Below are 15098 nucleotides of genomic sequence, written 5' to 3'. Positions count from 1 at the left end.
TGTCAGCTGGCGGGCACCGGCGGTAGTTCGGTGAGCCGGCCTAGGGCCCGGCTCGCCTCCAGGCCATCACCACCGGTGACCACCTGCAGGCTCTGGTCCCGTTCCAGAACCGCTTGTCGGAACGTCTCCAACAGTTCCTGCTGGCTGACCTGTTTTACCGCGTTGGCCAGCTGCTGCCGCGAATCGAAGCTGTCCATGCCCCGATCGATCTCGCGCCAGTAGCGGCTGGAAATCTCGCCCAGCTGCCGGTCTCTCTCAAGAAGTTTGCTGATCACAGCCTGCTTTTCCTGATCCAGGCGCTCCGGCGTCAATGCCGACAGGGTTGCCTCAAAGCTGTTGGAGAACTCCTGAACCGCCTGATCAATCTCCACTCGGGTGGCAGACGGCGACTGGACGACAAACCCAAGAGCCGGCGTTTCCAGCATTTCAAACGGTGTCGCGTAAACGATATAGCCCAATTGGCGGTTAGTGCGGAGCTCTTCAAAGAAGGGGCTGCTGATGATCTGGGCCAGCAGACGGAAACGCGCCCGTTCTTCAAAGCCGGTGTTATCGCCCTGCATGTAAAGTGTATAGCCGGTGTCCGGATGGTCTACTTCAATGGAAACCGTGGTTTCATTGTCTGGCAGCTGGCGTACCTGGCTGCGTTCTACCCGGGTCAGCTCGCTGTCACCCAGGACAATAGCGTCGATCTGCCGGGCCAGGTTAAGGGCCGAGGCTTCAGTAAGGTTCCCATGGGCCAGCATGACCGGATCCACCCGGGAGAGCAGGGCTTCCGAGAAGGACTGCAGTTCATCAAAGGTGACTTCCCGGGCCGCCCGCAGTTTCTCGTCTGTGGACCAGGCGCCTTCGATCAGCGACGTCTGCACGAACTCAGAGGTCTGTTCCACAGGGCGATCCTTGGCCTTGTTCTGAAGTCCGTCGATCATCTGTTGCCGGGCAATATCGAAACGTTGCTCGGTCAGCTCTGGCGTGTCCAGCTGAAGCAGGATGCGGTTCATCAGGGTGTGAAGCTTGTCGTTGTAGCCACCTACACGAACGGTGATGCCCCGCAGGTGCGAATAGACGCTGTAATCCAGTCCGGCAAGACTAGCGGAGTAGGCCCAGGCATTCAGGTTGGTATTGATGGCGTCCACCAACAGCTGGGTGAGGACATAACTGCGGGCCGAGGCTCGGGCAGCGGGAGTCCTAAGGCTCACAAACACGTTGGCTTTGGGGGTGTCGAACCGGGTATCCCGGGCAAACCAGATGTCCATTCCTTCGAGCGTGGCCAGCATTGAAGGCTTGTCCATGGTTTGCCCTGTCACCATTGCCAGATCTTCCGGTACAAAGGGATTTTCCGCGGGCAGGCGCAACTGGGCCGCAAGTTCCGGCAGGCGTTGGGCAGTAAGCGCTTCCGTATTGAGCGGTTCCCGGGTCCAGGCCGCATCATACCAGTTGGTGCGGTTCGGGTTTTCCAGGACCGGATCGGGCGCCAGTACGAAGGCAAGGAGGTTGTCCGGTGTCAGCTGGTCCAGGATGTCCCGGTACTGTTCCGGCGCGAAGCGTTCCACCAGCCAGGGTGCGCGCAGCAGGTCCTCGGGCGGGTAGTCCTTGAGGTGACGGGACAGTCGCATGGCTTCGTGCAGGGGGTTGCCCTGTTCGCGAAACCGGAAATCAATGCGTGCCAGGTTCTGCATTTCCAGGAAACGCTGCTCGCTGATCCCTTTCTGGCGAATCTTCTCGATGTAATCGAATACCAACGGCAGGATGTCCTCATGGCGAGCCAGTCCTTCCGGTGTCAGGGAAATGCTGATCTCCAGGGTGGCGTTTTCGCCCGTATCCATACCCAGGCCCGCGGACAGACTCTCCGCCAGGCCAGCCGTTTTTAGCACATCGAACAGACTGCCTGGGCCTTCGTGGCCGAGCAGGTTGGCCACGTAGCTGGCGGGCTTGGTGCGGTAGTTCTCTTCCTGGGACGAAATGGGGAAAGTGAGCGACAGGCTTCTAACATCCTTGAGTGCTTCGGCCGTCACCTTGGCTGGAAGATCCTCCGCCCGGTAAAGGCTGGCCACATGGCGTTTGGTTTCAAGGTTGCGGTTTTCGATGGCATCGAACCGGCCTCGCACCATGGATTCCAGCTCGTCCAGGGCTTGCGGTCCGTAAACCGCCAGGCTCATGATGTTTGAAGAGTAATGCTGCTTCCAGAACTCGATCAGATCTGGCCGGAGGCGACTGTCCTCGGTGTTCTCCAGGGTGCTGAGGTTGCCTACGGCAAACTGGCTGAAGGCGTGGTCCGGGTTACTGACTGCCTTTTTTACGGAATAGAATCGGCGCCCATCTTCTTTCTGTTTGGCGCTGAACTCAGAGTGCACGGCGTTGCGCTCCCGCTCCACCAGCTCGGCGGTAAACAGGGGGGCGGAGAACTGCTGCGCGAAACGGTCCAGCGCCGGTTCCAGGAACTCGGCCTGAACATCGAAGAAGTAATTCGTGTCCTGGAATGCGGTGAAGGCATTGTGCTGGCCACCGTGGCTCTTGATGAATTGCTGGTATTCGCCCGGATCGGGGTATTTCTCGGTACCGAGGAACAGCATGTGCTCCAGGAAGTGGGAGAGGCCCTCCCGATCCGACGGATCATCTCCGCTACCAACAGCAACGTTCATCGAAGCAGCTGCCTTGTCCGCATCCTGATCAGAAACCAGGATGACCTTCAGGCCGTTGTCCAGTTCAATGAACCGGTACTGGTTGTCGTCATTGGGGCTCTTCTCCGGAATCTGGGCGGCAAGAGCAAGAGTGCTGAACAGCACAAGTGTCAGCAGGGAAAACAGTCGTGATATAGAGTTTTGCATTGAGTTCTTCCTGACGGTGCGTGTGTTCATAGGCTCTCTGTGATTCGAAGAAGCGTGTCGCGTATCAGTGCATCATCGCGTTGCGCGTGCTCTCGGGCTGCTGGTCAAGTGTTCTACGAGCCAGATCGGCGGCTTTCTCACTGTCCAGCTGGCCGGAGGCGATACGTTCCAGAACCGTGGCCATAATGGCAACGGACTGACGGTAATCCGCGAACTCGGCCTGGAAGGCCTGGTCGATGGCCTCGTAGACCGCCTGAATTTTCTGCTCGCGGGAACCGGCGTCATCAGCTGTATCGTTGATGGCCTTCAGGCAGGCCCGGGCGATGGAAATGTAGCGTTCTGCGTTGGGATTGTCTTTCTGCATGGTCGGGGTTCCGAAGATCGGTTTTCCTGTGAAAAGAACAGATGCCAAAAGGCGCGATAAGTTCCCGATTATGTCATTGCTGGCGGGCGCTTTCATTGCTTTGTGGTAATCCGGAAATAGGGCATGCACGGGGCAATTCCTGTGCTAGTCTCAAAAAACATTGTGTCGGCGAACCGGACAGGCACGTTTGGCCTGCGGGGTCGGAAATTTAGAGCAATAGCTCTATAAAAAACAAAGGCTTACAGAGTAAAAGCTCTAAAAAATTTCGATACATGAAGGTTGCAATTAAGTACAATGCCGGCGTTTCCGGAAAACTCTAAGACTTTAGTCGTATGGGTGCCGGCATGGATAGACAACAACAGAGCAACAGGCAGGGTGGAAGATTGATGAATTATTTCCTGACGGGTGGCACCGGATTTATTGGCCGTTTCCTCGTGGAGAAGCTTCTGGCACGTGGTGGCACTGTCCACGTACTGGTGCGTGAACAATCCCAGGACAAGCTGGACAAATTGCGTGAGCGCTGGGGCGCGGATGAAACCCAGGTGAAGGCCGTCATAGGCGACCTGACCAGCAAAAATCTGGGTATCGACGCCAAGACAATGAAAGCCCTGAAGGGGAAAATTGACCACTTCTTTCACCTTGCCGCCGTTTACGATATGGGCGCAGATGAAGAAGCCCAGCAGGCTACCAATATCGAGGGCACACGGGCTGCGGTGAATGCTGCAGAGGCGATGGGCGCCAAGCACTTCCATCACGTGTCGTCCATTGCGGCTGCCGGTCTGTTCAAAGGAATTTTCCGCGAGGACATGTTCGAGGAAGCCGAGAAGCTGGACCATCCGTACCTGCGCACCAAGCATGAATCTGAAAAGGTGGTCCGAGAGGAATGCAAGGTCCCCTTCCGCATCTACCGCCCGGGCATGGTGATTGGCCATACCTCTACCGGTGAAATGGACAAGGTGGATGGACCTTACTACTTCTTCAAGATGATTCAGAAAATTCGCCACGCGCTGCCCCAGTGGGTGCCGACCATTGGTGTCGAGGGCGGGCGTCTGAACATTGTGCCGGTGGATTTCGTGGTTAATGCGATGGATCACATCGCCCATCTGGACGGGGAAGACGGCAAGTGTTTCCACCTTGTGGATACCGATCCGTACAAGGTTGGCGAGATTCTGAATATCTTCAGCGAGGCGGGTCACGCACCCAGGATGGGCATGCGGATCGATTCCCGTATGTTCGGCTTTATCCCTCCGTTCATTCGCCAGAGTCTGAAGAACCTGCCGCCGGTGAAGCGCCTGACCTCGGCAATTCTCGACGACATGGGTATTCCGCCCTCAGTGATGTCTTTCATCAATTATCCGACACGGTTCGATGCCCGTGAAACCGAGCGTGTTCTGAAAGGTACCGGTATTGAAGTGCCTCGTTTGCCGGACTACGCCCCGGTGATCTGGGATTACTGGGAGCGCAACCTGGATCCGGACCTGTTCAAGGACCGCACGCTCAAGGGCACGGTTGAAGGTCGTGTCTGTGTGGTGACCGGTGCTACGTCCGGTATTGGTCTTGCAACCGCCCAGAAACTGGCAGACGCCGGCGCTATCCTGGTGATTGGTGCCCGCAAACTCGAGCGCCTCAAAGAAGTGGCCGCGGAGCTGGAGTCCCGGGGCGCAAGCGTGCATGCCTATCCCTGCGATTTTTCCGATATGGATGCCTGCGACGGGTTCGTGAAGACTGTGTTGGATAACCATGGCCAGGTCGACGTGCTGGTCAACAACGCCGGGCGCTCGATTCGCCGCTCACTGGATCTGTCGTTCGACCGCTTCCACGATTTCGAACGCACTATGCAGCTGAACTACTTCGGTTCCGTTCGTCTGATCATGGGGTTTGCGCCCAAGATGCTGGAGAATCGCCGTGGCCATGTGGTGAACATTTCCTCGATCGGTGTGTTGACCAACGCGCCCCGATTCTCAGCTTACGTGGCCTCAAAATCTGCGTTGGATGCTTTCAGCCGCTGTGCCGCTTCGGAATGGTCAGATCGCAATGTGACCTTCACCACGATTAATATGCCACTGGTCAAAACACCAATGATTGCGCCAACCAAGATCTACGACTCGGTGCCAACACTTACCCCGGATGAGGCGGCGACGATGGTAGCCGATGCTATCGTGTATCGGCCGAAGCGTATTGCCACCCGACTGGGTATCTTTGCCCAAGTCCTTCATGCTCTGGCACCGAAGATGGCTGAAATTGTCATGAACACCGGTTACCGGATGTTCCCGGATTCGCCGGCGGCAGCCGGCAGCAGGTCGGGCGAAAAACCGAAGGTCTCCACAGAACAGGTGGCCTTTGCTGCCATCATGCGGGGTATCTACTGGTAACGTGGTAGCCCCTGAGTCGAGTGGGAGGGGGAGTTACTCCCCCGTCCTCTCACAACACCAGACACCGATGCGTCGGACCGATGGTTCCGTATCGCGGCGGTTCGCGGACGGCTCTGAAGCCGGTTCAACGTATCCAGCATGCTTATCAGAGACAGGTGGTCGAACACCCGATGAGGCAAGGCAACCCGGATGTTCATAAACCACCCAATCACTCTCTTGCCAATGCCTAATCGGATCATTTTGCAACCTGGTGGCTCGACGGGTTCTGTGAAATGCGCGCGGTGGCAAAGCCGCAGGCACTCTGAAAAATCCGTTGGCGCAATTCCAATTATATTAATTGGTTAAACGAGATTCGCCTCTTTTATGAATTTTTCTGGGCTAAAGAAAACCTGCCGATAGCCGATGATTAACGAAACAACAATATTAAATGAGGGCCATCGATGACTCTGAAAAAACGTCTTTTGCTGACTTTGCTGCTGGTTGGCCTGCTTCCCGTCATTGCCATCTCTTTTTTTAACGCCGAAATTGTCCGACAGAGCCTGAAGGAACAGGCGTTGCAAGAACTTTCTATTGCGGCTACCAATAAGCAGCGTAGTGTTGAAGATTATCTCAACACTATTACCCAGCAACTGACAGCGATGGCCAGTAATCGCGGGACCCGAACTGCCGCCCAAGGATTTGGTTTGGCGTTTCATAATTATGAAAAATTGGTAAAAACGGAGCAATCGACATTACGAGAAAAGGCCGAGGCTTATTACCAGCGGAATTTTTTGCCGCCCTTGCAGAAAAATGGTGGTGCTAGCGGACGGTCAGCATCGGACTTTGTTGCATCCCTCAGCAAAAACAGCCTGGCTCTGCAGATGGCTTACATCGTGGACAACCCAAATCCTGTGGGGCAGAAAGACAAATTGGTATCGGCTGACGTCCATATCGCGCAATTTTATAACACGCTTCATAAACAGTGGCACACCTCGTTCAAGAAATTTCAGGAGGCTTTCGGCTACTACGATATTTTTCTGATTGATGCCGATACAGGCCACATTATCTATTCTGTATCCAAAGAGGTTGATTTTGCCACCTCCCTTAAAGACGGTCCCTACGCGGATTCTGGCCTGGCGGCGGCTTATCGTCAGGCGCTGTCTGACGAACAGGATACTGCACCGACTTTTGTTGATTTTACGAAGTATGTACCTTCCTACGGCGCTCCTGCGGGCTTTGTAGCAACACCCATAATTTCCGAAAAGGGTGAGCGGTTGGGCGTGCTGGCCTTCCAGTTCCCCATTCACAGCCTGAACAACATCATGATGGAACGAGATGGCATGGGGGAAACCGGGGATTCCTATCTGGTGGGGCCGGATAACCTGATGCGTTCAGACTCCTATCTGGATCCGGAAAACCGCAGCGTGGTGGCTTCCTTTGCCTACCCGGAGAATGGACGCATTAGTTCGCCATCTGTGGATGAGGCGCTGGCGGGAAATTCCGGTGAAGGCGTGGCTACGTCCTACCGGGGCGAGCCAGTGTTTTCCGCCTACAGGCCAGTTACCGTAAGCGGGCTGAACTGGGCGCTGTTGGCGGAGATCGACGAAGACGAGGCCCTGGCGCCGGTGCGTGAAATGTGGACGCTGACGGCGATAGCCATTGCTATTGTGATCTTGGCTGTGGTGGCCGTGGCAGTCTGGACTGCGGCGCGGATCATGAAACCCCTCGGCAAAGACCCGGCCGAATTGCAGGCACTCGCGGAACAGGTGGCTACGGGTAACTTGGTCATTGATTCGTCCAATAGTGACAGGGCCACGGGCGTATACGGCTCCATGCTCAAGATGGTGTCGGACCTGAAAGAAGTGATCTTCAAGGTTGAAGAAGCGTCCCAGCGTCAGGCCACTGCATCTGAACAGTTGTCCGGCACTACCTCGCAGACTCTGGACAGTGTGAATCAGCAGGCAGAGCAGACTGAGCAGGTGGCGTCGGCCATTGAAGAAATGTCCTCCGCCATCAGCGAGGTGTCCCAGAATACCTCGGAATCGGCGGCCGGTGCTCGGCGCACTGATGAAGCGGTCAGCCGCAGCGCCACCGAGGTGGAATCTTCCGCTGCTGACACTCGTGCTATGGCCAGGGAGTTGGAGGAAGCAGAGGCCGGCATAGCGGACTTGCGAAAGAATATGGAATCCATCACCAGGGTTCTGGATTCGATAAAGTCCATCGCCGACCAGACTAACTTGCTGGCTCTGAATGCCGCCATTGAAGCGGCCCGGGCCGGTGAACAGGGCCGGGGCTTCGCGGTGGTTGCGGATGAGGTGCGCAGCCTGGCCCAGAATAGCCAGAAGGCGACCGAGGAGATAAGTAGTTCCATCGAAACTCTGGTCAATTCGTCGGAGCGTGCTTCAAAGGTGGTTACCCGCTGCAGCGCCCAGGCCAGAGGTATTTCCGAGCGGGCAGGAGCCGTTGTATTGCAGCTCCGCGAGGCAGTGGACGAGGTCACCCGGATGTCCGGTATGGCCGAGCAGATTGCTACGGCATCCGAAGAGCAATCAGCCACGGCCGAAGAAGTAACGCGCAACGTATCTACAATTACTGAAAAGTCCTTTGAGACCAAACAGGCCATGGCCCAGATATCCAAAGCCAGTGGTGACTTGGCGGAATTGTCTCATCAGCTCAAAGATTCCCTGTCCCGGTTTAAAGTCAGCTGAGTACGAGGCGTGACTTTCACACTTATGCCTGGCGCACAACTAAAAAACCCGCTGCGGCGGGTTTTTTTATGGCGGTTACTCGGTCTCTGCGGGGATCACCGGAGGCGGAAAGCCGCCCAGCTCTTTCCAGCGATTCACAATGCCGCAGAACAGATCCGCGGTTTTTTCCGCGTCATAGGCTGCGGAGTGTGCTTCCTTGTTGCTGAATGGAATGCCTGCGAGCTTACAGGCCTGGGCCAGAACGGTATGGCCATAGGCCAGGCCTGCCAGAGTCGCGGTGTCGAAGGTCGAGAAAGGATGGAACGGGTTGCGCCGGATGTCGGCCCGCAGCGCCGCTGCAAAGATAAAATTGTGGTCGAAGGTGGCGTTATGGCCCACCAGAACGGCCCGCTTGCAGTCGTGGTTTTTCACCGCTTTACGGATGGGGCTGAAAATTTCGCTGAGTCCTTCCCGCTCGGGTACCGCCTCTCGCTCCGGATTCCACGGGTCGATGCCGGTGAAATCAAGGGCGGATTGCTCCAGATTGGCGCCTTCGAAAGGATCAATCTGCTGTACGTGGGTTTCTGCTCGTCGCACCCAGCCGTCGCCGTCCATGGTCAGTATTACCGCCGCCACTTCCAGCAGGGCATCCCGCTCGGGGTTGAATCCTGCGGTTTCCACGTCGACTACAACAGGCAGAAACCCGCGGAAGCGGCGGGACATGGGATGCGGTGGTTTGTTTTCGTCAGTCACTCAAGCTCCGGTCTTGGCCGTGTGTGAGAAGGAATAAGTCAGGTTTACGCCAGCTTCCAGTGAACGGTTTCACCAGCTTTGAGAGGTACGATGGTTCCGTCAGACAGAGGCAGCTCTGCCGGCATGGTCCAGGGTTCGCGAACCAGTGTGATGGTATCTGTATTCCGCGGCAGACCATAGAAATCAGCGCCGTTGAAACTCGCGAAGGCTTCGAGTTTGTCCAGAATGCCAAGCTCTTCGAAAATGTCTGCATACAGGCCGATGGCGCCATAGGCAGAGTAGCATCCGGCACAACCACAGGCGGCTTCTTTGCGATCCTTGGCATGGGGGGCTGAGTCCGTGCCCAGGAAAAAGCGACTGTCGCCGCTGGCTACCGCTTCCCTCAGCGCCTGTTGATGGCGATTGCGTTTGAGAATTGGCAGACAGTAAAGGTGCGGGCGAATGCCGCCGACCAGCATATGGTTGCGGTTATACATCAGGTGCTGGGGGGTCAGTGTTGCACCCAGATTGCCTCCAGTGTGTTGCCGGACAAACTCTGCGGAATCAGCCGTGGTGATATGTTCCAGCACAACCTTGAGATTCGGGAAGGCCTCGAGGGTAGGGGCCAGAACCCGCTCAAGAAATACCTTTTCACGGTCAAAAATGTCAATGTCGGTATCGGTGACTTCGCCGTGAACCAGCAGCAGCATGCCGCAGTCAGCCATGGCCTCCAGAACCGGGTAAATATTGCGGATATCCTTAACACCGGAGTCGGAATTGGTCGTTGCACCTGCCGGGTAAAGCTTGGCGGCCACAACGCCGGCGGCTTTGGCCTCGCGGATGGTTTCCGGTGTCATGCTCTCGGTCAGGTACAAAGTCATCAACGGCTCGAACACGCTGCCGCCGGCAGCCGCGAGAACCCGCTCCCGGTAGGTTGTGGCATCAGTGGCGGTTGTCACCGGTGGTACCAGGTTGGGCATGATGATGGCGCGACCGAAGCAGGCTGCCGTGGCCGGTACCACGTCGGTCAGAATGTCGCCGTCCCGGACGTGCAGGTGCCAGTCGTCGGGGCGGGTGAGGGTAAGCTTTTCTGTCATGGCAGTTGTCCGCAATACCTTTGGCGAGGCGAGCTTTGGGCCCGGTTATCAGGGGGCCGGAAAAATTTGGCGAATTATACCAGAAGGCGGCGGCGATTGTTTTCGGGTTGGTGACTAAAGAACCTCGGGCTCAGGCCGTTAAACAGTTTGACTCTGCTAACTCCGGACACTGATGGCTAGCTCTATGGGATTTCGCCCTGGACAACTTCTGAATACTGTACTGGCTTCCACTCTACCCGTGTTGCTTCTGCCAGCAACTGCGCAGGCTGCCAGCTATGGCGCTGGAATCGAGAACAGCCAGTGGTATCTCGCCGAGTCGGTATTCGAATGCCGGCTGGTGCACGAGGTTCCCGGTTACGGTCGGGCGGTGTTCAATCATCGCGCGGGTGAAAGTCTCAGTTTTTTCCTGGAGTCAGATTCTGCACTGATGCGACCGGGGCGGGGCAGTCTTGTGGTGGAGGCTCCGGCCTGGCGTCCGGGAGTGACGCCGAAGCCCCTGGGTACGGTCAACGTGTCTGATGATCGCCGTCAGGTCTCGCTGGATACTCGTCGGGCGTTTGTTGTTGCCCACGGTCTGCTGGATGGGATGCGCCCGACAGTAACCAGGGAATCCTGGTTTGATGGTCGCCCGGTTCGGGTTCAGGTTTCCAACATCAACTTTGCCGGCGAGTACCAGCGTTACCAGCGCTGTACATCCAATCTTTTGCCTGTGAACTTTGATCAGATCCAGCGCTCGAGGGTTCCTTTTGCCAGCGGCAGCACGCAACTGTCCGATGCCGACAGGCAACTACTGGATAACATCGTGGGTTATGTGAACGCCGATTCCACGGTTGAGAGGATTTTCGTGGATGGCCACAGTGACAGCATTGGAAGCCGGATCGACAACCGTGCGCTTTCCGAAGATCGCGCCAATGTGGTGGCCGACTACCTCAAGGCGAGCGGTATTGATGAAAACATGATTACCGTTCGGGCCCACGGCGACCAGTACCCGGTATCCAACCGGCCCGCAGATAACCGCCGCACCAATATCCGCCTGCAACGGGCCGGTGACCGCCCGGAATTGCAGCAGGCCAATGGCTATGGCGGTGAACCCAGGGGCTGATCGGCTTCAGTAAACCGAGTCCAGTACTTCCAGGTGGGCATTGACACTTTCCGCCAGGGCCCGCAGGTGGTACCCGCCTTCCAGGGTGGAAATGATCCGGTCATTGCTGTGCTCACTGGCGACACTCACAATCATTTCCGTCAGCCAGCGATAATCTTCCGTATCCAGATTCAGTTCCGCCATCGGATCCAGCCGGTGGGCATCAAAACCCGCCGAAATCAGGATCAACTGCGGTTTGAATTCATTCAGGCGTTTCAGCCATCCCGCCTCCACCTGCTTCCGGTACTCTTCAGACGAACAGTTTGCCTCAATCGGAATATTCACGATGTTGTCGGCCTGCCGGTGCACGTGGGAGTGCGGGTAGAAGGGGTGCTGGAAGCTTGAACACATCAGGATACGGTCGTCGCCACCGACGATGTCTACGGTGCCATTGCCCTGGTGCACGTCGAAATCGATGATCGCGACCCGCTCCAAATGATGAAAGGTGAGGGCGCGCATGGCGGCGAGGGCAACGTTGTTGTAAAAACAGAATCCCATGGATTTCGACCGCTCGGCATGATGCCCAGGCGGCCGGGCACAAACAAACGCGTTGGTAACCTGGCTGCTCATAACCATATCCACGGCCTGGACATTGGCACCTGCTGCCAGACGGGCGGCTCGAAGGGTGTCGGGCATCATGGCCGTGTCCGGATCGGTAAACACGCGGCCGCGGGTCGGTTGCATCAGGTCCAGTTGATGGAGATATTTCTCCGGATGCACCATCAGAAGCTGATCACGGGTGATTTCTTCCGGTCGGACCCAGTCCAGCTTCTGGTCCAGGCCAGTATCAGCAAGGTAGCTGATGATGGCCGCCAGCCGCTCAGGGCTTTCCGGATGTTCCGGCCCCATGTTGTGTTTCATGAAGTCATCGTGGGAAAAGAATGCCGTGGTCATACGTCTCGGACTGCCTTCGATATGCTTATATTTTCTTCAAGCTTATCAGGGAAAACTGCACGATGCCGTGTTTCTTTGGTCTTATAAGGGCGATAGTCATTTCACATCGGGGTATCAAGGCCTAAGATAACAGTTACACTCATAAGTAACCTGTTTTATTGCATTTATTTCCCCAACGGTCTGCCGGCCGCATACAAAGGAGAGTCAGCTTGAGCACCCGGTATCTGGAGAGCCTGTTTAATCCCGCATCCATTGCGGTGATCGGTGCGTCGGAGCGGGCAGACAACCTTGGCGGTATGGTGTTGCGGAACCTGATGGGGGGCGGCTATCCGGGCCGGTTACTGGTGGTCAACCAGAACGATTACGACAACGTGCACGGGGTTCCCTGCGTCAAGAAAGTTTCGAAAATGGACTTTTCCCCGGATCTGGCAATCATCTGTACGCCTCCGGATACTGTGGCCAAGACCATCAAGCGGCTGGGGGAGGCCGGGGTGCGCACCGTGATTGTGATGACCGGTGGCATGTCACGTACTCACAGCAAAACCGGGCAACCACTGATGTATGCAGTACGGGAAGCCGCCCGTGAAACCGGTATCCGGGTACTTGGCCCCAACACCATTGGTCTGATGGTTCCGGCCCGCAGTCTGAACGCCACCTACGCCCACATGGGCGCGATCCCGGGCAGGGTTGCTTTCGTCGGCCAGTCCGGCACCATTGCCAGCTCGGTCATAGACTGGGCATTCGCCCGTGGTGTAGGGTTTTCCTACTTCCTGACCCTGGGCGATGGTATGGACATCGATCACGACGACCTGATCGACTACCTGGCGCAGGATACCCAGACCCGCGCGATTCTGCTGCACATCGAGAACATTCCCAATGCCCGGCGTTTCATGTCGGCGGTTCGGGTGGCTTCCCGGACCAAGCCGGTGATTGCGGTCAAATCCGGCCGAGTGCCGGAATCCGAATGGTTTCCTCATGACTTGCCTGATGGTTTGACCCGTAGCGATCCGATTTATGACGCCATGCTTCAGCGGGCAGGTGTGCTCCGTGTGGACGGTCTCGGCCAGATGTTCGATGCGCTCGAGACGTTAACCCGAATGCGTCCCTTGCGCCGCGAGACGCTGGCGATCATGGCCAACGGGGTTGGCCCGGGAGTGTTGGCCGTGGACCGGCTGGCGGATTTGGGCGGTGAACTCGCGGAGCTGTCGAATTCCAGTGTCGGGGCCCTGGCCGAGCTGCTGCCACCTTACTGGACCCGTAAGAACCCGATTGACCTCAACTACGACGCCTCGCCGGAATTGTATGGTAAGGCCATCAAGATCCTGGCCAAGGATCCGGAAGTGGCAAACGTTCTGGTGATGTATGCGCCGAGTCTGACTGAGGATAGCCTCCAGATTGCAGATGCGGTGGTGCAGGCCTCCAAGGGAACCCGCCTGAACGTTTTCACCTGCTGGCTCGGCCAGAGTACGGTTATGGATGCCCGGGAAGAGTTCTACCGGGCCGGGCTACCATCGTTCTTCAATCCCGAAAAAGCTGTCATGGCATTCATGCAGCACGTGCGTCACCAGAGGGTTCAGCGGCTGCTGACGGAAACGCCCGAATCCTTTACCGATCACTTTGCTGACCGGACCCATACCCGTCACGTGGTCAGCAGGACGTTGCGCTCAGGTCGGTATCATCTATCGAACAGGGAAGCCCGGGATCTGGTGCGGGATTATGGCATCAGCACCATCGACACCATGTATTGCGATGACGTGGAAGAGGTTCTGGAGGTTTTTGCGGTTGAGCGGCGTCCCATCGACATCACCATCATTCATGAGCAGGCCTGCCACCCCTTTCTGAACCTCAGCCCGACCCAGCGTCGGTACAAGGGCACGGTACAGAAGCTCAACAGCGAAGCAGCGATCATGGATTCCTGCCGCTACCTGATGAAGGAATACCGGAGCCACTTTCCGAACAGTGGCTTCCTCGGGTTTGCGGTTCAGCGTTCCTACCAGCATGTGGGCGGGATCGAGTTCAGCGTCGGTATCACCCGGGACTCATTGTTTGGCCCCCTGGTGGTGTGTGGCGCCGCCGGCGCCCAGATCAATGTCATGACTGATCGTCAGATTGCCCTTCCGCCCCTGAATATGGTGCTGGCCCGGGAACTTCTGCGCCGTACCTACATGTACAAACTCCTTAAAGAACACAGTCTGAAACCGGAGGAAGATATCCGGGCGGTGTCTGAGACCCTGGTGACGCTATCCCAGATTGTAATCGATATTCCGGAGATTCAGGGCCTGGAAATCTCGCCTTTGCTCTTTAACGAGCAGGGTGCCGTGGCGGTGAATATCGCCATCAACCTGGCCGACAAGCCGGGCCGGCCAATTATTCAGCCTTATCCGAGAGAGCTCGAAGAGTGGATTGTGTTGCCCAAATCCGGGCGCCGGGTCATCATTCGACCGGTACTGGCGGAAGATGAGCCTGCCCACCGGGCGTTCCATGAGTTGCAGTCGCCGGAATCCATTCGTTACCGGTTCTTCCAGTATCGCAAGCATTTTTCCCGGGAAGACGTTGCCCAGATGGTGCAAATCGATTACGACCGGGAGATGGTTTTTATTGCCAACGCGCCCAGGGAAGACGGGGAAGGCGAGGAAACCCTGGGGACCGTTCGTACCTGGACCGATGCCGATAACCTGCAATGCGAGTTCGCGGTCATGGTGCACGATAAAATGAAGGGCGAAGGCCTCGGCGTTGCCCTGATGCAGAAGATGATCGATTACTGCCGGGCCAGGGGCACCGTGGAAATGGTGGGCAATGTGCTGCCGGATAATCGTCCAATGCTGCAGCTGGCGGAACATCTGGGCTTTGAAATCAAGTTCAATACCGAAGAGGAAGTGATGGATCTGCGGCTGGTCCTGAACGAACCGGAAAAAGACTGGCAGCGAGAGCGGCTGGGAAAGAGCGCCCACTGAAGAGTGCAAGGGAGGCCGGGGCAGACAAGAAGGGTATCTGACCCGGTTTTACG

Annotated in this window: 9 protein-coding genes; 4 read left to right on the top strand and 5 right to left on the bottom strand. The window is 56.8% G+C overall.

Annotation, left to right across the window (positions count from 1 at the left end):
- Nucleotides 1-2 precede the first annotated feature (2 nt).
- Both CFT65_RS14515 and CFT65_RS14510 read right to left on the bottom strand, forming a co-directional pair.
- A complete protein-coding gene (locus tag CFT65_RS14515) occupies nucleotides 3-2825 on the bottom strand; it encodes an insulinase family protein (RefSeq protein ID WP_088828800.1) in 2823 nt (940 codons plus the stop codon).
- Between the two features lie 64 nt (nucleotides 2826-2889).
- Entirely contained in the window at nucleotides 2890-3189 is a 300-nt protein-coding gene (locus CFT65_RS14510; protein ID WP_088829573.1) for a hypothetical protein, read from the bottom strand.
- A gap of 386 nt (nucleotides 3190-3575) precedes the next feature.
- On the opposite strand from CFT65_RS14510, the gene CFT65_RS14505 reads away from it, so the two are divergent.
- Nucleotides 3576-5561, top strand: coding sequence for an SDR family oxidoreductase (locus CFT65_RS14505; RefSeq protein ID WP_088828799.1), 1986 nt, complete (start codon nucleotides 3576-3578; stop codon nucleotides 5559-5561).
- 440 nt (nucleotides 5562-6001) lie between these two features.
- The gene (locus CFT65_RS14500; protein ID WP_088828798.1) at nucleotides 6002-8248 is read left to right on the top strand and encodes a methyl-accepting chemotaxis protein; all 2247 of its coding nucleotides are present in this window, start codon (nucleotides 6002-6004) and stop codon (nucleotides 8246-8248) included.
- 75 nt (nucleotides 8249-8323) lie between these two features.
- On the opposite strand, the gene rnt is transcribed toward CFT65_RS14500, so the two are convergent.
- Together rnt and pyrC are read right to left on the bottom strand one after the other, a co-directional pair.
- On the bottom strand, nucleotides 8324-8980 hold the full coding sequence (rnt, locus tag CFT65_RS14495; RefSeq protein WP_088828797.1) for a ribonuclease T: 657 nt from the start codon (nucleotides 8978-8980) through the stop codon (nucleotides 8324-8326).
- Nucleotides 8981-9024: 44 nt separating this feature from the next.
- The gene (gene pyrC / locus CFT65_RS14490; protein WP_088828796.1) at nucleotides 9025-10056 is read right to left on the bottom strand and encodes a dihydroorotase; all 1032 of its coding nucleotides are present in this window, start codon (nucleotides 10054-10056) and stop codon (nucleotides 9025-9027) included.
- A gap of 184 nt (nucleotides 10057-10240) precedes the next feature.
- Between pyrC and CFT65_RS14485 the strand changes: the two genes are divergently transcribed.
- Nucleotides 10241-11158: a flagellar protein MotY gene (locus CFT65_RS14485; RefSeq protein WP_088828795.1), complete on the top strand. Its 918-nt coding sequence runs from the start codon at nucleotides 10241-10243 to the stop codon at nucleotides 11156-11158.
- 6 nt (nucleotides 11159-11164) lie between these two features.
- Here the strand turns inward: CFT65_RS14485 and CFT65_RS14480 are convergent, their stop codons facing one another.
- Nucleotides 11165-12091 carry a histone deacetylase family protein gene (locus tag CFT65_RS14480; RefSeq protein WP_088828794.1) on the bottom strand — a complete coding sequence of 309 codons (927 nt, stop codon included), beginning with the start codon at nucleotides 12089-12091 and terminating at the stop codon, nucleotides 11165-11167.
- A 209-nt stretch (nucleotides 12092-12300) separates the two neighbouring features.
- On the opposite strand from CFT65_RS14480, the gene CFT65_RS14475 reads away from it, so the two are divergent.
- The gene (locus CFT65_RS14475) at nucleotides 12301-15045 is read left to right on the top strand and encodes a GNAT family N-acetyltransferase (protein ID WP_088828793.1); all 2745 of its coding nucleotides are present in this window, start codon (nucleotides 12301-12303) and stop codon (nucleotides 15043-15045) included.
- Nucleotides 15046-15098 lie beyond the last annotated feature (53 nt).

It is taken from the genome of Marinobacter sp. es.048 (assembly GCF_900188435.1).
GTDB lineage: Bacteria > Pseudomonadota > Gammaproteobacteria > Pseudomonadales > Oleiphilaceae > Marinobacter.
Note: the sequence above shows the minus strand (reverse complement) of the source record. Positions and strands in the feature narration are given on the sequence as shown.

What these genes read in the sequence shown, in the direction of transcription:
- CFT65_RS14515 (WP_088828800.1), bottom strand. Translation starts at nt 2,825, where the DNA reads ATGCAAAACTCTATATCACGACTGTTTTCCCTGCTGACACTTGTGCTG.
- CFT65_RS14510 (WP_088829573.1), bottom strand. Translation starts at nt 3,189, where the DNA reads ATGCAGAAAGACAATCCCAACGCAGAACGCTACATTTCCATCGCCCGG.
- CFT65_RS14505 (WP_088828799.1), top strand. Translation starts at nt 3,576, where the DNA reads ATGAATTATTTCCTGACGGGTGGCACCGGATTTATTGGCCGTTTCCTC.
- CFT65_RS14500 (WP_088828798.1), top strand. Translation starts at nt 6,002, where the DNA reads ATGACTCTGAAAAAACGTCTTTTGCTGACTTTGCTGCTGGTTGGCCTG.
- pyrC (WP_088828796.1), bottom strand. Translation starts at nt 10,056, where the DNA reads ATGACAGAAAAGCTTACCCTCACCCGCCCCGACGACTGGCACCTGCAC.
- CFT65_RS14485 (WP_088828795.1), top strand. Translation starts at nt 10,241, where the DNA reads ATGGGATTTCGCCCTGGACAACTTCTGAATACTGTACTGGCTTCCACT.
- CFT65_RS14480 (WP_088828794.1), bottom strand. Translation starts at nt 12,091, where the DNA reads ATGACCACGGCATTCTTTTCCCACGATGACTTCATGAAACACAACATG.